Here is an 18,277-nt window from a genome sequence, read left to right on the forward strand (position 1 = left end):
CGAAGATTCTCGCCTCTTGCATGAAACGCCCTCATGTTCTATTTTTGTTCCCATGCTCGACCAGATGCTCCCGACCCCTGTCGCGACCCGGGGCGCGCTGTCCAACGCGGCCAGCCGGTTCGATCCCTACACGCGGGAGGTCGCGATGCCCGACCGCCCCAGGACCGAAGTGCGGGAGGAAGCGTTGGGGCGCGCTATCACGCGGAACAGCTCGCCCGATCTGGGCTTCGACCGGTCGATCAACCCGTATCGGGGCTGCGAACATGGCTGCATCTACTGCTATGCGCGGCCCAGCCATGCATATCTCGGCCTGTCGCCCGGGCTCGACTTCGAGACGAAGCTAATCGCCCGGCCCGGCGCGCCGGAGGCGCTCGCGCGGGAATTGCGGGGCAAGGGCTACCGACCCGCCGTGCTGGCCATCGGCACGAACACGGACCCCTATCAGCCGATCGAGCGGGACCGCCGCATCATGCGCGGCCTGCTAGAGGTTCTGCGCGACCATCGCCACCCGGTGGCGATCACCACCAAGGGCACGCTGGTCGAGCGCGATATCGACATCCTGGCCGAGATGGGGCCGGAACTGTGCCGCGTGGGCATCTCTGTGACGACCCTCGACGACGCACTCGCCCGCAAGCTGGAGCCCCGCGTCCCCGTGCCCTCGCGCCGACTGCGCGCCATCGCGCGGCTGGCCGAGGCGGGGGTCGTGGTCCGGGTGATGGTCTCGCCCATCATCCCCGGGCTGACGGATCACGAGGTTGAGACGATCCTGGCCGCCGCCCGAGACGCGGGCGCGCAGGCGGCCAGCATGATCCCCTTGCGCCTCCCGCTCGAAGTGGCGCCGCTCTTCGAGGAATGGCTGCGCGAGCATGTGCCCGACCGGGCGCGCAAGGTCTTGAACCGCGTGCGGGAATTCCACGGCGGCAAGCTCTATGACGCGGGGTTCGGCCAGCGGATGCGCGGGCGCGGCGTCCATGCGGATCTGCTGCAGGCGCGCTTCCACCGGGCCTGCAAGCAGTTGGGCCTGGCCTATAAGCTGCCGCCGCTGCGCAGCGACCTCTTCGAGCGGCCGGGCCGTGCGGGGGACCAACTCACCCTTTTCTGAGGCCGCTAATCGGGCCTCCCGGCCCTCTTCGCCCCGAGCGAACCCTCAACTGTCGGACGGGCAGCCCGATGGCGCGGCAGGGCCCAGCTCGGCCAGCAGCGCGTTGTGATCCGACCCGTGGCGCCCGCCGCGCGCCGTCGCGACCTCCAGCCGTGCGTCCGCGACGAGGTGGTCGATGGGCAAGCGCAGCCACCCATCCGCCAAAGTGTAGGTCGTGTGCAGGCCGCCCGTGACCTCGCCCCGCGCCGCCCGCGCCACGCGGCCCGCGGCGTCCGACCAGGGCATCTGGTTGAAATCGCCGCCCAGCAGGATCGGCCCTGGCAGAGCGGCGATCTCGGCCACCAGCCCCGCGAGTTGCCGCGCCTGCGCGCCCTCGCCCGCGGGCCAGGGCCAGAACAGATGGACCGAGACGAGTGTCAGCGCCTCCACCTCGCCGAAACAGTCCGGCGGACGAAGCCGGATCCAGGCCGCCCCCGACGGCGTGCAACCGCTGTCGAGCACGGGCAGCCGTGTCAGCGCCGCCGTCGACACCCAGCCCGGCCGAGGACAAATCCGAAGATGCCAGCCCTCCGGCCGACCGGCGAGCGCATGGATCGCCTCGCCGACCTCTTGCAGCGTGACGGTCTCGACCTCGGCCATCCGGTCCAAAAGATCCGGCGCCCTATTGCCCAGATGCAGGTTGTGCTGAAGATGCCGGATCGCCGCGCCTTCGGCCGGGCGCCCGGGGTCCACATGCCGCAGCACGTCCCAAGCGCCCAGCGCCGCGAGACAGATCATGGCGCCCCGCAGGACTCCCGGCAGAATGGACGGCAGCGCCAGCCCCAGCAGCACGACAACGAGATAGGGCTGCACGATCGCGAAGCTGTCGAGCGGCAGCCAAACCCGTCCCAGCAGCCCCGCGGCCAACGCCGCCAAAAGCACCAGCGTCAGGGCGGCGAACGCCAGGTTCACTCGCGCGCGCGACGGCGGCTGCGCCGCTCCCGGGTGGGGCCACGGCCGTCGGTTCCGTCGCTGTCGGACGAGAACCCGCCCAGCGCCTCAGTCACATCGGCCAGGTCGGGGATGGGACCGCGCGGCGTCGATTCGAGCGCCGCGCGCATGGCCCGCAGATGCTCCGGCGTGGTCCCGCAGCATCCCCCGATGATCGTCGCCCCCGCATCGCGGGCCAGGGTCGCGTAGCGCGCCATCAACTCGGGCGTGCCGTCATAGTGAATGTGACCGTCGTGATATTTCGGGATGCCCGCATTGCCCTTGGCGATCACCGGCAGCGATCCGGTGAACCCCATGACGGTGCGGATGAGGTCGGCGGCGCCGACGCCGCAATTCGCGCCATAGGCCAGCGGAGGATGCGGCAGACGGACAACCAGCCGGGACAGATCGGCCGAGGTGGTGCCCATCATCGTGCGCCCGGCCGTGTCGAAGCTCATGGTCACGCACCAGGGCATGTCGGCCAGCCGCGCGGCCTCGCCCGCGGCCTTCAACTCCTCCGGGGCGCTGATCGTCTCGACCCAGAGCACGTCGGCCCCGCCCGCCTTCAGCCCCTCGGCCTGCTGGTGGAAGATCTCGACCGCGGCCTCATGAGTCAGCGGGCCCATCGGCGCCATGATCTCGCCCGTGGGCCCCATGGAGCCCGCCACCACCACGGGCCGCCCGGCCGCATCCGCGATCTCGCGCGCGATCTCGGCGCCCATGCGCGACAGCTCTCCGGCGCGGTGGCCCGCATCGTGCAGCTTGAGCCGCGCCGCGTTGCCGCCGAAGGTGTTGGTCAGGAACAGATCGGACCCGGCCTCGACCGAGCCCCGATAGAGCGCGCGTACCTTGTCCGGCTCCGTCTCGTTCCACAGCTCCGGGGCGTCGCCGGATTGCAGCCCCATATTGAAAAGGATCGTCCCCGTCGCGCCATCGGCCAGCAGCCAGTCGCGGTCGCGCAGGAGGGTCGAGAGAGATGTAGCCATGGCGGACTCCGATCGGGCAGTCCTCTCTATGACCGCGCCCGGCCCCGGGGGCAAATCGAAATCCCTCATGTGGGAGGTGAGCCGCGGCACAAGTGGCGAAAAGCTGTTTAGAATTCGAGGCATCCTCTCCGTTTGTGCCCCGATTTGTGCCATGATCCAGCCCGCCGGGCGGGGCACCAGAGACCCAGGTCACCAATTTCGGAGGCGGCTATGCCACAGTTCACCGATCTCAGAGCGGTCAGCCGTCACGGCCCGGGCTTCCTGACGGCGCGGGATGTCATGTCCGTCGCCATGATCGTTGCCGATGCCGATGGTCGCAGCGGAGAGGACGGCGCCGAGCGCGTGATCGAAACCCTTGGCGCGCTGCCCGGGCTGGAGGGACTCGACCGCGACGCGATCCGGGTCGCCGGGCAACAGGCCAGCGAGGGGATCGCGCGCAAGGGGGTCGAGGCCGTGTTTTCGGACGCGGCCGAGCGGATGGACGCCCGCACCGCCAATGCCGCCATCCTGCTGGCCTGCCGCGTTGCCATGACCGATGGCGAGATCAGCGCCGACGGCGACGCCGTGCTGCGCCCCATGGCGCGGCGGCTGGGGATCGGCCGCTCCCGCCTGGAGGCGATTCGCGTCCTGGCCGCCCGCCGCGAAGCCCATGGGGAGACACGGTCATGAGCGCGCCCCGCCAATGGACCGCCCATCGCCCCCGCGGCGAGGGCGCGCGCCGGCTGGCAGCCCCGTTCCGTATCCTCGTCCTGCTGGAGGACCGCCTGACCCTGCGCCTGCACGAGTTGCGCGATGCCCTCCAGGAGGATTTCCCGCAGATGGACTGGCCCGACGATCCCGCGGTGCCGGATCTGCATTTCGACACGGTGGATGCCCCGGTCGGCGTCGTCAGCTGTGGCCGCGCGGCGGCGCCCGCGGCGATCACCGCGCATCGCCGGTCCGACATCGCCTGGGCGGAGCTTTTGCCCCGCAACCGTCTGACGCCGGTGGACCGGCTCGCCCGCCGCCTCGCCGCCGCACACACCCATCTGGAGATCGCGGTGACCAGCCGGGGCCCCACTCTGGCCGACCGGCTGGAGGCCGCGCGGCGCGCGACCGCCATCGCCGCCGTCTTTGCCGACTTGCCCATCGCAGCCGGGGCGATCCAGCTCTGGTCCGACCGCGTGCTCTCGCCGCAACAGACCATCGACCTCGCCGCCTCCGCCGCCGCGGGCGAGGTGCCGCTGCTGGACTGGACGCTGCCGCTTCTCTTCGATCACGATCCCACCGACGAGGAGGCAGGACTCTCCAGCGGCACCACTGTCGGGCTCTCGGCGCTTCTGGGTTACGAATTGGAACTCCGCCAGAGCCCGGAACCGCCGGGCCTGGTAATCGCCGCCATCATGAGCGTCGCGCAAGAGCTGGTCACAGGTGGGGTCGTCTTCCGCGACGGGGGCGAGATCGCGCCCTTCGGCTCGGACGCCGCGATGCACCGGACACGGCTGGTGCCCGAAGGCGTGCTGGGCAACGACACGGATCGCTGGTCCCTCGTCCACCCCGAGAGCGCCTTCGACGATCAGACGATTCTGGGCCGTACCTTGCCGGAGTCCCCCGAACGCGGATTCATGGGGCGCGCGATGGACTTTCTGACGGAAGGGCGCCTGTCACGCCTCGCCAGCCGCAGCGCACCGGGACGCATCTAGCGCCCGCAGACATCGCGGGGGCCGACCGATGGGGCGTTGTGGTGCGCCGTCCCGGCATCGGGGCGGCGGGTAAAAAAAACCGATCGGTGCGAGACCGAGACATGCGAAGGGGACGGCCAAACATCTCCCCCCGCGCTCCGGCCCGCGCCGGGCATTCCGGCCCGCGCCGGGCATCTCGATGCGACGGCCCGAATCGGCACTGCCTCCAGGTGTGGCGCGCCGGTCCGGGACTCGCCGCCGGAGTTTACTCCAGCTCGGTCATGACCTGCTGCTTGGCGGTCTCCATGAGCTCCGTCATCTTCGCCCGAATCTCGGACTCCTCGGCCTTGCCCGACAGATCGCCCGAGACCTTGCGGAACACGTCCTCGTCCCCGGCTTCCTCGAAATCGGACTTCACGACCTCCGTCGCATAGAGCTTCAACTCTTCGCCCGACTTACCCAGCTTCTCGCCGGCCCATTCGCCCAGCAAGCGGTTGCGCCGCGCCTCGACCTTGAACTGAAGCTCTGCATCGTGGGCGAACTTGTTCTCGAAGTTCTTCTCGCGATCCTTGAAATTGTCCGACATGGCCGTCTCCCGTTTGCTGCGCCCCCGATATGGGCCGGTCCCGCGCAGCAGGCAAGGCCAGTGCGCGCCCCGGCCAAAGCCGGCCGGCGCTTGCGGCGAGGCCGCGCAACGCCTATGTGGCCGGGGTCCCCAACTCCTGGAGAGCACATGGCCCGGCGCAAGAAAGTCTACGAAGGCAAGGCCAAGATTCTCTACGAAGGGCCCGAGCCCGGCACCCTGGTCCAGTATTTCAAGGACGACGCCACCGCCTTCAACGCGGAGAAGAAAGCCACGATCGACGGCAAGGGCGTGCTTAACAATCGCCTGTCCGAGTTCTTCATGAACGGACTGGCCTCGGTAGGCGTACCAACGCATTTCATCCGCCGCTTGAACATGCGCGAGCAACTGATCCGCTCGGTCGAGATCATCCCGCTCGAAATCATCGTGCGCAACGTCGCGGCGGGCAGCCTGTCCAAGCGCCTCGGCATCGAGGAGGGCACCCCCCTGCCCCGCCCGATCATCGAATTCTGCTACAAGGACGACAAGCTCGGCGATCCCCTTGTGGCCGAGGAGCACATCATCGCCTTCGGCTGGGCTAGCCAGCAGGATCTGGACGATATCGTCGCCCTCGCGCTGCGCGTAAACGACTTCTTGTCGGGCTGCATGCTGGCCGTGGGCATCAAGCTGATCGACTTCAAGATCGAGGTCGGGCGCATCTGGGAGAACGACTTCCCCCGCCTGATTCTGGCCGACGAGATCAGCCCCGATTCCTGCCGTCTCTGGGATATCGAGACGGGCAAGAAGCTGGACAAGGACGTGTTCCGCCACGACCTGGGCGATCTGGCCGATGCCTATACCGAGGTCGCGCGGCGACTCGGCGTGCTCCCGGCCAATTCCGCGCCATTGACGCGGCCCAAGCTGATAAACTGAGCGCGCGCCGGGCGGCGGCCGGGGAACCGTCCCCAACACGAACGCGACAGGTATCCGAACCCAACGATCCGGGGGCCGAAGCCATGCCTATTCTGCCCCCTCTCGCGCGCACGGCCCACCGTCGCGACCGCCGGTGGCCACGTGACCGCCAGCCTCGCCGGTGAGGTGTTTCCAACCGAGGGGGCTCAGATCGGCTCCGTCTCGGTGCGCGACAGGTCCGGCGGCGTCATCCACCCCATCGTCCAGGTTTGCGATTTCTTCTCCACCGGCGGCCATGTCGCGGGCGACGCGACTCAGGGCCGCCTCCGGGCGATCTGCCCAGCGCCGTTGTTGGCGAGCATGGCGGCTTATCGATCGAAGTCTGGGCGCGATCCGACCTGTCCCCGGCGATGCTGACCGATGGGGACGGGGCCGCCCTGATCGTCGATACCGCCGCCGAAGACTATGTGAGCCAGCCCAGCCGCACCGCCGAGGCCCGCTTGGCCTGCACCGTGCTGGATGCCGAGCCCATGCGTAGCGAGACCCGATCATCCCGGCTGGGTGGCGCGCGCCAGCAGCAACGCCGCGCCGCCGAGCAAGCCCCCGAACAGGCGGTTGAGCCAAAGCCGACCCCGGGGCGTCAGCGCGCCGCGATGCATTAGCGCGCCCGCCCCGATCCAGACCAGCGCCGCCAGCGCCTCCATCACGATGTAGAGCACGCCCAGCGCCAGCAGTTGCAGCAGCGGATCGCCCGTCGTCAGGAATTGCGGCAGGAAAGCCGTCATCAGCAGATAGGCCTTGGGGTTTGCCATGCAGGTGAGAAACTCCCGCCAGCCGCCCGAAGACGGGTCCGGCCCGCCATCGACCGGCGCCGTCCAGGTCCGCCAGGCGAGATAGCAGAGATAGGCGACGCCGCCCCATTTGAGCACCGCGAAGGCCAGTTGAGATCCGGCGAGCAGCCGGTCCAGGCCGAACGCCACCAGGATCACCAGGATCGCGAAGGCCGCGCAGCGCCCCCCGAGACCGCGCAGCGCAGGCCCGGGGCCCGCGCGGCCCGCCGTGGCCATCGCAAGGAAGTTGTTCGGCCCGGGAGTGAGCCCCATCAGAAAGGCCGCCGGAAGAAACACCGCCACCTGCCAGGCGGCCAGCGGAAACTCGGTCATAAGCTGCCCCTCAGGGTTGACGCCTTGGTGACGATGAGGATCGCGGAGCGATTGGCAACTCCGGCAGCGCTGCCCATATAGCGGTCAGGAGACCTCTGCCATGCCGCTAGATCGCCTCGTGCTCATCATCGTTATCGTCCTGATCGCCGCCCTGGCGACGGTCGGGCTGGGCGCGCTCGTGGTGTCGGCCACAGCGGTGCCGCTGGGATGGCTCGGGCTGATCCCCGCCACGCTCGCCGCCTATATCGGATGGCGCGTGCTCTCGGATCGGCTGCGCAGCGCCGCGGACGACCACTACGACCGGATGGAGTGAGCCCATGGCCGATCTGATCCTGGCCACGACCGAAACCGTTGCTGGCCGCGAAATCGTTCAGACCCTCGGGCTGGTGAAGGGCTCCACCGTGCGCGCCAAGCATATCGGCTCCGACATCGTCGCGGGCCTGCGGAACCTGGTGGGCGGCGAGGTCAAGGAATACGCATCGCTGCTGGCCGGCGCGCGGGAGCAGGCGATCGACCGCATGGCCGAGGAAGCGCGGCTCATGGGCGCGGATGCCGTCGTGGGGCTGCGGCTGGAAACCTCAACGATCGCCCAGGCCGCGTCCGAGGTGATAGCCTACGGCACGGCGGTCAAGCTGCACTGACGGCCGGGTGTCAGGGGCGCCGCGCCGCCCCGGAGAGGTGCGTCACAGGTTCGCGTCGTCCCGCGACAGATCGGCGGCCGCGAAGAGGATGGGGACGAACCCGTCCTGCATCCCGTTCACCTCGCCTTCGATGCCGGCGCCGTATTCCGGCGCGACCTCCAGCACCTCGACGAAGCCGTCGCGGTCGGCATCGGCCGCGAGGGTCGGCGTGGTCGAATCGATCGCCTCGCCGGTCTCGGGATCGACCAGCCTGTGGATGTGCTGCACGTGCAGGACGTTCGGCGTCAGATTGTAGGCCGACAGCGAGACGTTGAGATACGGCACCGCGTCGGCGAAGCTGATCGCGACGGGCGCCGTGCCCTCGACCCCGGAATTGTTCAGCGCCATGAGGTTGACGCCATAGACGGCGTCGGCGCGGCCGAGGAAGGTCTCGTAGGACGTGAATGAGGATCCCAAGTGAGCCATTGATATTTCCTTGTCTCGCGCAGAGATGACTGCGCAGGTGCCCCTAGACACGAGCCGGATCCGGAGAAATTTCAGTGCGCTCCAAAGCTAATTCAAAGCGGGTGCTCGTCGTCGCCTGCGGCGCGTTGGCCCATGAAATCAGGGCCATCTGCGAGATGTCGGGGCTCGACCATCTCGACCTCCACTGCCTGCCGGCGATCCTTCACAACCGGCCCGACCGCATCGCCCCCGCCGTGGACGACTGCCTGCGCGAGCGGGCCGGCGCCTATGACAGCGCCTTCGTGGCCTATGCCGATTGCGGCACCGGCGGCGCGCTGGCCGAGGTCTGCGCCCGCCACGGGGTGGAGATGATCCGCGGGCCCCATTGCTACGCCTTCTTCGACGGGCAGGAGCGCTTCGCGGCCCGGGACGAAACCACGGCCTTCTACGTGACCGATTTCCTCGCCCGTCAGTTCGACGCCTTCGTCACCCGGCCCCTGGGGCTCGACCGGCATCCCGAGTTGCGGGACATGTATTTCGGCAATTACGAGACGCTGGTCCTGCTCGCCCAGACCGACGACCCGGACCTGACCGCCCGGGCCCGCGCCGCCGCCGAGCGGTTGGGCCTGAAATTCGAGCGGCGCTGGACGGGTTACGGCGAATTGACGCCGATCCTGTCCGCTCTGTGACCGGGCCATCGGTTCCGCTTTGACCGGCGGGGGGCTTGCGATAGATTCGCTATAGCAAACGATGGGAGGCGAAATGCGCGCCGCTCTGCTCAGCCTGCTTTTGGCGGGGGCCACGCCGGTCGCCGCCGAACATGTCCCGCTGCGCTTCGAAGAGGCGCAGAGCTTGATCGGCCGGCCCGTTCTCTCCGCCGACGCGGTTCCGCTGGGTCGCCTGGTTGCCACGCGGGCTCTGCCGGATGGCGGCTTCCATTCCATCGTCTTATTGGACGAGGCGCTGGAGGCCGGGATCTCCGCCCTGATCGTCGAGGGGCTCGCCCGCGCGCCGGACGGGTCTCTGCGCCTCGCCGAGGCGGCCGATGTGCTCGCCGACCGGATGCAGCTTCGGATCGGAGACGGCTAAGGAGGCCTTTGCCTTCGGGCGCCGCACCGTTAAGGAAGCGGCGCACCGCTGGAGACCCTGCCCCATGCAAGACCCCGCTCTGACCCCCGACCTGATCGCGGCTCACGGGCTCAGCCCCGACGAATACGACCGCATCCTGGAGATCATGGGCCGGGAGCCGACCTTCACCGAGCTCGGCATATTCTCGGCGATGTGGAACGAGCATTGCTCCTACAAATCGTCGAAGATCCATCTCAAGAAGCTGCCCACGACCGGGCCGCAGGTGATCTGCGGGCCGGGCGAGAATGCGGGCGTTGTCGATATCGGCGACGGGCAGGCCGTGGTCTTCAAGATGGAGAGCCACAACCACCCCTCCTATATCGAGCCCTATCAGGGCGCTGCGACCGGCGTCGGCGGCATCCTGCGCGACGTCTTCACCATGGGTGCACGGCCCGTCGCGGCGATGAACGCGCTCAGCTTCGGGCGGCCCGATCACCCGAAGACCCGGCAACTGGTCCATGGCGTCGTCGAGGGCGTGGGCGGCTATGGCAATTGCTTCGGCGTCCCGACCGTGGGCGGCGAGGTCCGGTTCCACCGCTCCTACGACGGCAACTGCCTGGTCAACGCCTTCGCGGCGGGAATCGCGGATGCGGACAAGATCTTCTATTCGGCGGCCAGCGGCGTCGGCCGCCCGGTCGTCTATCTGGGCGCCAAAACGGGGCGCGACGGGGTCGGCGGCGCGACGATGGCTTCGGCCGAGTTCGACGACACGATCGAGGAAAAACGCCCGACCGTGCAGGTCGGCGACCCCTTCACCGAAAAGCGGCTGATGGAGGCCACGCTGGAGCTGATGGCGACCGGCGCGGTGGTGTCCATCCAGGACATGGGCGCCGCCGGTTTGACCTGCTCGGCGGTCGAGATGGGCGACAAGGGCGGGCTCGGCATCCGTCTGGACCTAGACCGCGTGCCCGTCCGCGAGGCGAACATGACCGCCTACGAGATGATGCTCTCGGAGAGCCAGGAGCGGATGCTCATGGTGCTCGACCCCGCGCTCGAGGCCGAGGCGCGCGCCGTCTTCGAGAAATGGGACCTGGATTTCGCTGTGGTCGGCGAGACGATCGCGGAGGACCGCTTCCTGATCGTTCACAACGGTGAGATCAGGGCCGACCTGCCCTTGTCCACCCTGGCCTCCTCCGCCCCGGAATACGACCGCCCCTGGGAGGACACGCCCCCGCCCGAGCCGCTGGGCGAGTTGCCGGAGGTCGACGCGATGGAGGCGCTGCGCAGCCTCATCGGATCCCCGAACTATTGCGCGCGCGATTGGGTCATTCAGCAATACGACACCCAGGTCATGGCCGATACGGTTGTCCTACCCGGTCTCGACTCGGGCGTGATCCGGGTCCACGGCACGGAAAAGGCCCTGGCCTTCACCTCGGACGTTACGCCGCGCTACGTGCTGGCCGACCCGCTGCAAGGCGGACGGCAAGCCGTGGCCGAAGCCTATCGCAACCTTGTCGCCCGCGGCGCGCGGCCGCTGGCCACGACCGACAACCTCAATTTCGGCAACCCCGAAAAGCCCCGGATCATGGGCCAGTTCGTCCGCGCCCTCCAGGGCATCGGCGAGGCCTGCGTGGCGCTCGACATGCCCATCGTCTCGGGCAATGTCAGCCTGTACAACGAGACCGACGGCAAGGGCATCGACCCCACGCCCACGATCGGCGGCGTGGGTCTGATCGAGCGGTTGGACGACCGGATTTGCGGCGTGATCCAGCCGGGCATGCTGGCGCTGGAGTTAGGCGGCGCTGGCACGCATCTGGGCCGCTCCGCCCTCCTGGCCGAACATCTGCGGCAAGAGGCCGGCGCGCCGCCGCCGGTCGACCTGGCAGCGGAGCGCGCCAATGGCGAGTTCGTCCTGGCCAACGCGGCCTGGATCACCGCCTGCACCGACATCGCCGATGGCGGGCTGGCCTATGCCGCCTTCACCCTGGCCGAATCGCACGGTCTCGGCGTGACGCTGGATGTCCGCGAGACCGAAGCGCTCTTTGGCGAGGACCAGGGGCGTTACCTGCTGGCCTGCACCTTCGACTGTGCCGAGGCGCTGATGGTGGCCGCCGGGCAGGCCGGCGTGTCGCTGACAATGGTGGGCCAGTTCGGCGGCGATCACGTCAAGCTCGGCGGCCGGCAAGCCACGCTGGCGTCGCTCTCGACCCTCTATCGAAGCGCCTTCGAAACGACGTTCGGCTAGGTCTCGGCACGGTTTAGCGTGCAACTCTAAAAGGTTACGCCCTGCGCTCGCGCGGGGCGCGTGTTCCTGTGTTTTCAAGCGCCGTCCTGTTAGGCTTATCTCCTTCGATCCCGAGACCGTTCTCGGTGGGCCGACCCCTGCACGGAATCGTTCCGTTGTCGGTGTGGGGTAACGGAGCGGCGGTTCTGGCTTTCATGGCCGAGGCGGGCCGCTTCGGCGGCGGCGGGCCTATGGCGGGCCGCTTGGCACGGACCATGCCTTCGACCCCGCCCCGAGCGCGCATCCGGATACCGACTCCACCCCCGATGACGAACGGGTCGGTTCCGGGCAAATCGCCCCCGCCCACCTCGCCAGGCAGGCTCGCCAGGACGAGCCGACCTCCGCCATGGACACCCGGCGACTCGCGGTCACGATCGGGCACGGGGGCAGCCATCAGGTCCTGGACGACACCGGCACGGAGATCTTCAAGCCGACCCGCATTTCGTCCTTCGCGGATCAGGCCGTGGTCTTCCGGGCCATCGAGGTCTCTCGGACCGATGTCGGCGCCTCCCCGTTCGCCTGGAGCAACACCGAGGAGGAATTCTTCCGCTCCGATCCCGAGGGCGGCAGGTCCGATCTCAACACCGCCGTCTCCCCCGCCGATTTCGCGGGCGCGCCCTCGGACCTGGCCTGAGGACGGGATCGACCGGGACAGGATGGAGAGCGGCATGGAGAATTTACTCTCCCCGATCCGCGTTTTCGGATGCTAGCTTTTCGGATGCTAGCCTTGTGTGGCGGCAGCTCGCCAAAAAGCGCATTGAGAAGGAGACCTTGGAATGACAGACTTGATAAACGGCCTCGGCGGTCCGGTTGGCTTCGGCGACCTGGCGGAATTCGAAGACCTTTTCTTCGGTACCCAGACGATCGATATCACCCCAGTATTCGAGGGAGGGCTAACGGTCCTTGGGGAAACCTATGACGAGATCATCGTCAATGACCGCGGTATTGCGCGCTTGAGCCAGTCGGACGGCGACGGCTCCGGCAATGATCCGCTGTTTCGCCTTTTCCCAAGCGATCACTGGCTCGTAGCCGGGCCAAGAGATACGACAGCAGGACAAACGACGCCCACACCCGGCGGCACATCCCAAGGCAGCGGGTGGATCTATTCCGATCTCGATCCTGCGACGGGAAGCGTGACATTCACGTTCGACGACGTGGCGTCCATCTTCGGGGACAGCGAACTCCGGAACGCCTATCAGATCCGCTTCCTCGATCTTCCCGGCGGATCCGAGGGCGCATTTGCCGTCGAGTATCGCTACGAAGCCATTAACTGGGGCGAGAGTTGGGACTTCTGGGATTTGCCCGGATTGCGTCTCCCCGACCCGAGGGGCGATGACTACTACTGGAGCATCAACGAGTTCGATCTCGTCGAATCGGACGACCCGGACGAGATACGCATGCTGACCGAGGCCGGCGTGATCCGCTTCGAATTCGACGGAGAAGACGTCACCAGCAACCTGCCGGGCCGCGAAACCCTTACGATCTATTCGGATCCGATCTCGGGGACGGACGGCGCCGACGTCATCGTCGGTACAGATGGGGCGGATCTCATCGAAGCGGGCCGCGGCAAGGATATCATCCGACCGGGCGAGGGCATCGACGTGATTTCCGGCCTTGCCGGGGCGAACACGATCCGCGGCACCGCAGACGAACTGCTGGGCGACAGGATCTTCGGCTCCATCAGGGACGACCGCCTGCTTTTCGAGGAGGCGGTGTTCGGGCGCGGTGACATCGAGATCGGCGAATTTCAAGGCGCGCTGATCTTTGACGTCGACGGCAACGGGGTCGCCGATGGTGAGATCGGGATGAATCTGTACGACTTCCCGTCGCGCTCGGTCCTGACGGCCACCACCGCGCAAGGCACCTACGTGACCACTGTGGTAGAGCTGCCCGAGCCCGACGATTTCTTCCGCCCGAACAATTATGATTTCGACCAGAACACCCGGGCCTATCTGCGCGGCGACGGCCAGTCCGATTTCGCATTGCGGCTCGACGGCGTCTCGACGCTCGAGTCGGATGGCACGGCTCTGGGCTTCTACCTCTATGACCGGGACGGCATGATCTCGGATGTGCAGCTGTTGACCACGAACGTGAAAGCCGCGGGCGATGCGGAATTCCTGGTGGAAGACGTGGCGCGGGGCGAGAATATCGGCGTCTTCGTGCTGACCCCCGACGAGGCCGGTGCGCTGGACGATTACGACAGCTTCGCCTTCGTGGACGAGACGGGCGGCGAGGCCAGCTTCGACGACCGCAGCTACATCTTCGCCGAGGTCGATGGCGAGATCATCTCCGCCGACCTGATCCACGTCGCCAACAAGCGGCTGAATATCGACCAGGCCCAGCACGCCCTGATCGGCATGACCGAGCGCGAAGGGCTCACTATCGCGATCGAGGACACGCTTTTCGGCCCGAGGGGCGATTTCGACGACATCGTCCTGTCGATCGAGCGCCTCGCGGTCGATCTGGCCTGAGCGGCGGTCGGACCGCACGGGGGCGCACTCCCCGCGCGGCCGAACTTCTTCGTTGAGCCAATTCTTTACCCTCTTTTAAGGCTGAACACCCGGGGCTGGGCAGAAGCCTTGAAAATAAAGAGTATTTTCAATGACGGACCTATTGAACAACCTGGGCGGACCCACGGGATTCGGGGAGAACAGAGGCCCGCGCTTCGACGACGCGATCGTTCGCGGGATCGACATCACCTCTGTGTTCGAGGACGGCCTGACCGTCTTTGGCCAGCGCTAAGAGACGATCTCCATCTCCTCGAACGGTTTCATGCTGCTCGGCAACGGCTGGGAGAGCCTCAATGGCCAGCAGATCCGCCGGAATGACGGGGCCGGCTTCTACCTGCTCTGGGACGACCATCTGCCGCGCCGCAGCGCGGACGACCTGCCCGACACGCCGAGCGTGACACCCGGCGGCACCTCCACCGGCTCCAACGCGATCTGGTATGACCTTGATCCGGAGGCCGGAACCCTGACGATCACCTATGACGACGTCGCGCCCTTCAGCGGCGACCGGTCTCAGCGGAACGCCTATCAGCTTCAGTTCACCGATCTCTCGGATCAGCCGGGCGCGTCGGAGGGCGACTTCTCGGTGGAATACCGCTACGAAGCCGTCGAATGGGCCGAGCCGCGCCAAGGGGCGGCGGGATTCTCGCTCGGCGACGGCTTGAACGCCTTCAACATCCTGGGCCCCAACGATGAGGCCGGGTGCCGCGCTCTGCCCGAGCAGGGACCGATCCTCTTCACCTTCGACAGCGACAGCGACAGCGTCGCCAGCAACCTGCCCGGCCTCGAAGAACTCCCGCTCTTCGGGCCGCCGATCCGCGGGACCGCGAGCCGAGATCTGCTCGTGGGATCGGACGAGCCGGAGGTGTTCCGACCGGACCGGGGCCGCGACACGCTCAAGCCCGGCCTGGGCGAGGACATCATCGACATCGGACCCGGCGCGAACACCGTGCGGGGCAGCATGGACGAATTGCTGAACGACACGCTGCGAGGCGGGTTCGACAACGACCGACTGCCCTTTCAGGGGGAGGCCATCGCGCCGGAGGCGATCAGCTTCGACAGGGGGCGCGACGCGATCCTGCTCGATCTCGACGGGGACGGGACGCCCGATGACGGAATCGCGGTCGAGGGGGTGTACGACAGGGTGTCCGTTCTGACGCCCCCCCTCCGGCACCTATGCCGCGCTGATCCGTGACCTTCCAAATTTCGGAAACAGGAATTTCGAATAAGAGCGATGGATTGGGAATCCGAACACCCAGGCCTATCTCCGCGGCGATGGGCGCGCCGATTTCCTGCTGCGCCTCGACGACGCCTCCACCACCCGAAAGGACGGGCTAGCGCTGGGCGTCTATACCTACGATCGCGAGGGCACGATCTCGAACGCGCGCCTGCTGACGACCGATGTGCGCGAGACGGGCGAAGCGGAGTTCCTGCCGGACGATATCGGGCAGGGCGAGACCATCGGCGTCTTCGTCCTGAACCCGGACGAGGCCGGCGCGCTGGACGATATCGACAGCTTCGCCTTCGTCGACGAGACCGGGGGCACGGCCGGGTTCGACGATGGCAGCTACGTCTTCGCGCAGGTCGACGGAGAGACCATCTCGGCGGAGGTAATGCACAGCGCCTGCGCCAGCCTCAACCAGGACCTCCAGCAACGCGCGCTGATCGGCATGAGCGACCGGCTGGGCCTGACCATCGTGATGGAGGACGGGCTGTTCTCGGGCCGGGACGTCAACGATGTCGCCTTGTCGATCGAACGGCTCGCGGTCGATCTAGCCTGACCGCACCCGCGCCGGGGGGACTGGCCCCCGGCGCGGGCCTTCCCTACATATGGGAGAGAATACCACGGAGCCCGCCCATGCCCATGCAAGCCCACGAAATCGAGGCCCTTCTGCGCGACGCCTTCCCGAACGCTCAGATCCAGGTATCGGGCGATGACGGGGTGCATATGGCCGCGATGGTCGTCGACCCGTCCTTCAAGGGCCAGTCACGCGTGGCGCAGCAGCGCGCCGTCTATGCCGCACTGAAAGGCAAGATGGACGGTCCCGCCGGAGAGTTGCACGCGCTGGCCTTGACGACCCGCGCGCCGGACTGATCGGACACCCACATGACCACGCTCTCGATCTGGCTGGCCGCGGCGATCCTGGCCCTCCTCATCGGACGGGCCGCCTGGATCCTGCGCCGGGAGGCGCGGCAACCCGATGGCGGACGGCCCCGCGGGATCGACCCCGGCGAGGGCTATATCGAGATCGAATCGGACTATTCGTCGGGCGTGGGTGGCGGCCATCAGCTGACCAGCCGCGTCCCGCGCGACCCACAGGAATACGCGCGCAGCTTCGTGCCGCGCCGCAAACGCTAAGGAGGCAAAGCGATGACCGACGCCAAGACCCAAATCGACGAGATGGTGAAATCCAACGACGTCGTGCTGTTCATGAAGGGCACCAAAGCGATGCCGCAATGCGGCTTCTCCAGCCGTGTGGCCGGGGTGCTGAACTACATGGCGGTGGATTACTCGGACGTGAACGTGCTGGCGGACGAGGCGATCCGCCAGGGCATCAAGGACTATTCCGACTGGCCCACCATTCCCCAGCTCTACGTCAAGGGCGAGTTCGTGGGCGGCTGCGACATCATCACCGAGATGACCCTCTCGGGAGAGCTGGACACGATGCTCGCCGAGAAGGGCGTGGCCTTCGACAAGGCCGCCGCCGACAAGATTCGCGAAGCCAACGCCTGAACGCGAAGAGGCCGGGCACTTGGCCCGGCCTCACGCCATGTGGCGTGTCTTAGGGATCAGTTCCCGAAGGTCGTGTTGATCTGCTGACCCTGCAGCTGGGTCTGAATATCTCCCGACAGGTTCTCCAGGCCGGTGGAGATCACGGCCATGACGGCCAGGCCCAGGCCGACCAGGGCCGCGGTCAGGACCACCCAGTCGACGGTGACCGCACCATCTTCAGCGGCGAGGAAGCTGCGGAAGTCGAATTTCGTCTTGGTCATAGCGTTTCCTTTCGTTTCGCTGACGACGTTGTGCCCCCCGCCTTGGGAAAGTCCGCGCCCGGAATCCGGCGGGATCTTGTGCTTTCCTTATGATTTATATCGAAGTTTAACCCGCGACCTCGGGGGCCGAACGGTCGGCCGCGATCCGGAGACCTCCCGGATGCAAGGCGCGCTCCAGCGCAGCTCCGCCGCGAGGCCCCCTGCAAAGGCATGCGAACGGCCGCAAGCTTCCGCCACAACGGTCGGTGCCCGGAGACGGGGCGTCGGCGCCCGCCTCACGGCAGAGGGCTGGCGCTGGCACGACACAGCCTCGACGGAAGGAAACCGGTCGCCATGTCCCTCTTGCGTTTGTCTCGCGCGGCCCTTCGGTCCCTCGTGGTCGGAGCCGCGATACTCACCGCCACCATCGCGGGCTCCACGACAGCCGATCCGCCGGCCATGACGATCACCTTCACGGATCGGCCGCTGGACGGCGTCGTGGATCTTCATGCGCAAGGGGCGCTGACGGTGTCCGCCTTCACGCTCTTTTTCGACGACTCGAACTCGTTCAAGGTTCCGCAGATCCGCCCCTCCTCGGGCGATCTAAGCTTCGGCCCAGGCGAGACCGGCCTTCAGGACATCTATGACGTGCCCGTAGGCACCGTCCCGGCATTCGGCACCAATACCTCGTCGGTGAACTGCTCCGGTTTCAGCGGTGACCTCTTCAAGCCGTCGCGGGTGAACTCCAGCGTCGACTCGGTCTATGTCGCCCCGGACTACATGGATGGCGCGCCGATCGACAGCCGGATGACCTGCGCGGGGAGCTTTGCGAGCCTTGGCATTTCGGGCGACCCGCTGTCGATGTTCCTGCCGGGCGAGCAGCGCGTCGATTATGTGTTCACCACGACGGCGGCCGTGCCCCTGCCCGCCGCTCTCTGGCTCCTGCTGGGCGGTCTCGGCGCGGTCGCGGCGCTGGGCCGCTCCCGCCGGGGCTGATCCGCTCCC

24 protein-coding genes are annotated in these 18,277 nt (G+C 67.4%); 18 read left to right on the plus strand and 6 right to left on the minus strand.

What is annotated here, in order from left to right; translation table 11 throughout:
* Positions 1–52 precede the first annotated feature (52 nt).
* Entirely contained in the window at positions 53–1,102 is a 1,050-nt protein-coding gene (locus tag DTQ71_RS06625; protein ID WP_109563485.1) for a PA0069 family radical SAM protein, read from the plus strand.
* A 45-nt stretch (positions 1,103–1,147) separates the two neighbouring features.
* Here the strand turns inward: DTQ71_RS06625 and DTQ71_RS06630 are convergent, their stop codons facing one another.
* Both DTQ71_RS06630 and bmt read right to left on the minus strand, forming a co-directional pair.
* Positions 1,148–2,053 carry an endonuclease/exonuclease/phosphatase family protein gene (locus DTQ71_RS06630; RefSeq protein ID WP_109563486.1) on the minus strand — a complete coding sequence of 302 codons (906 nt, stop codon included), beginning with the start codon at positions 2,051–2,053 and terminating at the stop codon, positions 1,148–1,150.
* On the minus strand, positions 2,050–3,057 hold the full coding sequence (gene bmt / locus DTQ71_RS06635) for a betaine--homocysteine S-methyltransferase (RefSeq protein ID WP_109563487.1): 1,008 nt from the start codon (positions 3,055–3,057) through the stop codon (positions 2,050–2,052). The genes DTQ71_RS06630 and bmt overlap by 4 nt, the downstream gene beginning before the upstream one ends.
* A 210-nt stretch (positions 3,058–3,267) precedes the next feature.
* Between bmt and DTQ71_RS06640 the strand changes: the two genes are divergently transcribed.
* Together DTQ71_RS06640 and DTQ71_RS06645 are read left to right on the plus strand one after the other, a co-directional pair.
* Positions 3,268–3,726: a tellurite resistance TerB family protein gene (locus DTQ71_RS06640; protein WP_109563488.1), complete on the plus strand. Its 459-nt coding sequence runs from the start codon at positions 3,268–3,270 to the stop codon at positions 3,724–3,726.
* Positions 3,723–4,739, plus strand: a complete 1,017-nt coding sequence (locus DTQ71_RS06645) for a hypothetical protein (protein WP_109563489.1) — start codon at positions 3,723–3,725, stop codon at positions 4,737–4,739. Before DTQ71_RS06640 ends, DTQ71_RS06645 begins: the two co-directional genes overlap by 4 nt.
* Before the next feature lie 244 nt (positions 4,740–4,983).
* Here DTQ71_RS06645 and DTQ71_RS06650 read toward each other — a convergent pair whose 3' ends face one another.
* Positions 4,984–5,304, minus strand: a complete 321-nt coding sequence (locus DTQ71_RS06650) for a DUF1476 domain-containing protein (protein ID WP_109563490.1) — start codon at positions 5,302–5,304, stop codon at positions 4,984–4,986.
* A 147-nt stretch (positions 5,305–5,451) separates the two neighbouring features.
* Between DTQ71_RS06650 and purC the strand changes: the two genes are divergently transcribed.
* Positions 5,452–6,213 (plus strand): phosphoribosylaminoimidazolesuccinocarboxamide synthase, encoded by a 762-nt coding sequence (gene purC / locus DTQ71_RS06655; RefSeq protein ID WP_109563491.1) that lies wholly within the window; start codon positions 5,452–5,454, stop codon positions 6,211–6,213.
* 527 nt (positions 6,214–6,740) lie between these two features.
* On the opposite strand, the gene DTQ71_RS06665 is transcribed toward purC, so the two are convergent.
* Entirely contained in the window at positions 6,741–7,355 is a 615-nt protein-coding gene (locus DTQ71_RS06665; protein ID WP_109563493.1) for a LysE family translocator, read from the minus strand.
* A 100-nt stretch (positions 7,356–7,455) separates the two neighbouring features.
* On the opposite strand from DTQ71_RS06665, the gene DTQ71_RS06670 reads away from it, so the two are divergent.
* Both DTQ71_RS06670 and DTQ71_RS06675 read left to right on the plus strand, forming a co-directional pair.
* Positions 7,456–7,668 (plus strand): hypothetical protein, encoded by a 213-nt coding sequence (locus DTQ71_RS06670; protein WP_109563494.1) that lies wholly within the window; start codon positions 7,456–7,458, stop codon positions 7,666–7,668.
* A 4-nt stretch (positions 7,669–7,672) separates the two neighbouring features.
* A complete protein-coding gene (locus tag DTQ71_RS06675) occupies positions 7,673–7,996 on the plus strand; it encodes a YbjQ family protein (protein ID WP_170125319.1) in 324 nt (107 codons plus the stop codon).
* Between the two features lie 42 nt (positions 7,997–8,038).
* On the opposite strand, the gene DTQ71_RS06680 is transcribed toward DTQ71_RS06675, so the two are convergent.
* Positions 8,039–8,461, minus strand: coding sequence for a hypothetical protein (locus DTQ71_RS06680; protein ID WP_109563495.1), 423 nt, complete (start codon positions 8,459–8,461; stop codon positions 8,039–8,041).
* A gap of 74 nt (positions 8,462–8,535) precedes the next feature.
* Here DTQ71_RS06680 and DTQ71_RS06685 point away from each other — a divergent pair, with 74 nt between their 5' ends.
* The 11 genes from DTQ71_RS06685 (at position 8,536) to grxD (ending at position 17,033) form a co-directional block, all read left to right on the plus strand.
* Positions 8,536–9,129 (plus strand): DUF1638 domain-containing protein, encoded by a 594-nt coding sequence (locus DTQ71_RS06685; RefSeq protein ID WP_245947288.1) that lies wholly within the window; start codon positions 8,536–8,538, stop codon positions 9,127–9,129.
* 73 nt (positions 9,130–9,202) lie between these two features.
* The gene (locus tag DTQ71_RS06690) at positions 9,203–9,529 is read left to right on the plus strand and encodes a hypothetical protein (protein WP_109563496.1); all 327 of its coding nucleotides are present in this window, start codon (positions 9,203–9,205) and stop codon (positions 9,527–9,529) included.
* A gap of 64 nt (positions 9,530–9,593) precedes the next feature.
* Positions 9,594–11,753, plus strand: a complete 2,160-nt coding sequence (purL, locus tag DTQ71_RS06695) for a phosphoribosylformylglycinamidine synthase subunit PurL (protein WP_109563497.1) — start codon at positions 9,594–9,596, stop codon at positions 11,751–11,753.
* A 385-nt stretch (positions 11,754–12,138) separates the two neighbouring features.
* Positions 12,139–12,426, plus strand: a complete 288-nt coding sequence (locus DTQ71_RS06700; RefSeq protein ID WP_109563498.1) for a hypothetical protein — start codon at positions 12,139–12,141, stop codon at positions 12,424–12,426.
* A 142-nt stretch (positions 12,427–12,568) separates the two neighbouring features.
* A complete protein-coding gene (locus tag DTQ71_RS23825) occupies positions 12,569–14,263 on the plus strand; it encodes a hypothetical protein (RefSeq protein WP_109563499.1) in 1,695 nt (564 codons plus the stop codon).
* Between the two features lie 130 nt (positions 14,264–14,393).
* Positions 14,394–14,534 (plus strand): hypothetical protein, encoded by a 141-nt coding sequence (locus DTQ71_RS23410; RefSeq protein WP_170125320.1) that lies wholly within the window; start codon positions 14,394–14,396, stop codon positions 14,532–14,534.
* 30 nt (positions 14,535–14,564) lie between these two features.
* Positions 14,565–15,494, plus strand: coding sequence for a hypothetical protein (locus tag DTQ71_RS06710; protein ID WP_109563500.1), 930 nt, complete (start codon positions 14,565–14,567; stop codon positions 15,492–15,494).
* Between the two features lie 208 nt (positions 15,495–15,702).
* A complete protein-coding gene (locus DTQ71_RS06715) occupies positions 15,703–16,080 on the plus strand; it encodes a hypothetical protein (RefSeq protein WP_109563501.1) in 378 nt (125 codons plus the stop codon).
* Between the two features lie 77 nt (positions 16,081–16,157).
* On the plus strand, positions 16,158–16,394 hold the full coding sequence (locus tag DTQ71_RS06720) for a BolA family protein (RefSeq protein WP_109563502.1): 237 nt from the start codon (positions 16,158–16,160) through the stop codon (positions 16,392–16,394).
* 12 nt (positions 16,395–16,406) lie between these two features.
* Positions 16,407–16,658 (plus strand): hypothetical protein, encoded by a 252-nt coding sequence (locus DTQ71_RS06725; RefSeq protein WP_109563503.1) that lies wholly within the window; start codon positions 16,407–16,409, stop codon positions 16,656–16,658.
* Positions 16,659–16,670: 12 nt separating this feature from the next.
* Positions 16,671–17,033, plus strand: coding sequence for a Grx4 family monothiol glutaredoxin (gene grxD / locus DTQ71_RS06730; protein WP_109563504.1), 363 nt, complete (start codon positions 16,671–16,673; stop codon positions 17,031–17,033).
* A gap of 56 nt (positions 17,034–17,089) precedes the next feature.
* Here the strand turns inward: grxD and DTQ71_RS06735 are convergent, their stop codons facing one another.
* Positions 17,090–17,293, minus strand: a complete 204-nt coding sequence (locus DTQ71_RS06735) for a pilus assembly protein (RefSeq protein ID WP_109563505.1) — start codon at positions 17,291–17,293, stop codon at positions 17,090–17,092.
* A gap of 333 nt (positions 17,294–17,626) precedes the next feature.
* On the opposite strand from DTQ71_RS06735, the gene DTQ71_RS06740 reads away from it, so the two are divergent.
* Entirely contained in the window at positions 17,627–18,268 is a 642-nt protein-coding gene (locus DTQ71_RS06740) for a VPLPA-CTERM sorting domain-containing protein (RefSeq protein ID WP_170125321.1), read from the plus strand.
* The last annotated feature ends 9 nt before the right edge of the window (positions 18,269–18,277 follow it).

Origin of the sequence: Jannaschia seohaensis (genome assembly GCF_900116765.1) — a bacterium.
Lineage (GTDB): Bacteria > Pseudomonadota > Alphaproteobacteria > Rhodobacterales > Rhodobacteraceae > Jannaschia > Jannaschia seohaensis.

Bases quoted from the DNA above. Each gene is read 5' to 3' on its own strand.
- DTQ71_RS06625 (WP_109563485.1), top strand. From the start codon at position 53: ATGCTCGACCAGATGCTCCCGACCCCTGTCGCGACCCGGGGCGCGCTG.
- DTQ71_RS06665 (WP_109563493.1), bottom strand. From the start codon at position 7,355: ATGACCGAGTTTCCGCTGGCCGCCTGGCAGGTGGCGGTGTTTCTTCCG.
- DTQ71_RS06645 (WP_109563489.1), top strand. From the start codon at position 3,723: ATGAGCGCGCCCCGCCAATGGACCGCCCATCGCCCCCGCGGCGAGGGC.
- DTQ71_RS06740 (WP_170125321.1), top strand. From the start codon at position 17,627: ATGTCCCTCTTGCGTTTGTCTCGCGCGGCCCTTCGGTCCCTCGTGGTC.
- DTQ71_RS06680 (WP_109563495.1), bottom strand. From the start codon at position 8,461: ATGGCTCACTTGGGATCCTCATTCACGTCCTACGAGACCTTCCTCGGC.
- DTQ71_RS06640 (WP_109563488.1), top strand. From the start codon at position 3,268: ATGCCACAGTTCACCGATCTCAGAGCGGTCAGCCGTCACGGCCCGGGC.
- purC (WP_109563491.1), top strand. From the start codon at position 5,452: ATGGCCCGGCGCAAGAAAGTCTACGAAGGCAAGGCCAAGATTCTCTAC.
- DTQ71_RS06735 (WP_109563505.1), bottom strand. From the start codon at position 17,293: ATGACCAAGACGAAATTCGACTTCCGCAGCTTCCTCGCCGCTGAAGAT.
- DTQ71_RS06710 (WP_109563500.1), top strand. From the start codon at position 14,565: ATGCTGCTCGGCAACGGCTGGGAGAGCCTCAATGGCCAGCAGATCCGC.
- DTQ71_RS06700 (WP_109563498.1), top strand. From the start codon at position 12,139: ATGGACACCCGGCGACTCGCGGTCACGATCGGGCACGGGGGCAGCCAT.
- DTQ71_RS23825 (WP_109563499.1), top strand. From the start codon at position 12,569: ATGACAGACTTGATAAACGGCCTCGGCGGTCCGGTTGGCTTCGGCGAC.
- DTQ71_RS06690 (WP_109563496.1), top strand. From the start codon at position 9,203: ATGCGCGCCGCTCTGCTCAGCCTGCTTTTGGCGGGGGCCACGCCGGTC.
- bmt (WP_109563487.1), bottom strand. From the start codon at position 3,057: ATGGCTACATCTCTCTCGACCCTCCTGCGCGACCGCGACTGGCTGCTG.
- DTQ71_RS06670 (WP_109563494.1), top strand. From the start codon at position 7,456: ATGCCGCTAGATCGCCTCGTGCTCATCATCGTTATCGTCCTGATCGCC.
- purL (WP_109563497.1), top strand. From the start codon at position 9,594: ATGCAAGACCCCGCTCTGACCCCCGACCTGATCGCGGCTCACGGGCTC.
- grxD (WP_109563504.1), top strand. From the start codon at position 16,671: ATGACCGACGCCAAGACCCAAATCGACGAGATGGTGAAATCCAACGAC.
- DTQ71_RS06675 (WP_170125319.1), top strand. From the start codon at position 7,673: ATGGCCGATCTGATCCTGGCCACGACCGAAACCGTTGCTGGCCGCGAA.
- DTQ71_RS06720 (WP_109563502.1), top strand. From the start codon at position 16,158: ATGCCCATGCAAGCCCACGAAATCGAGGCCCTTCTGCGCGACGCCTTC.
- DTQ71_RS06650 (WP_109563490.1), bottom strand. From the start codon at position 5,304: ATGTCGGACAATTTCAAGGATCGCGAGAAGAACTTCGAGAACAAGTTC.
- DTQ71_RS23410 (WP_170125320.1), top strand. From the start codon at position 14,394: ATGACGGACCTATTGAACAACCTGGGCGGACCCACGGGATTCGGGGAG.
- DTQ71_RS06725 (WP_109563503.1), top strand. From the start codon at position 16,407: ATGACCACGCTCTCGATCTGGCTGGCCGCGGCGATCCTGGCCCTCCTC.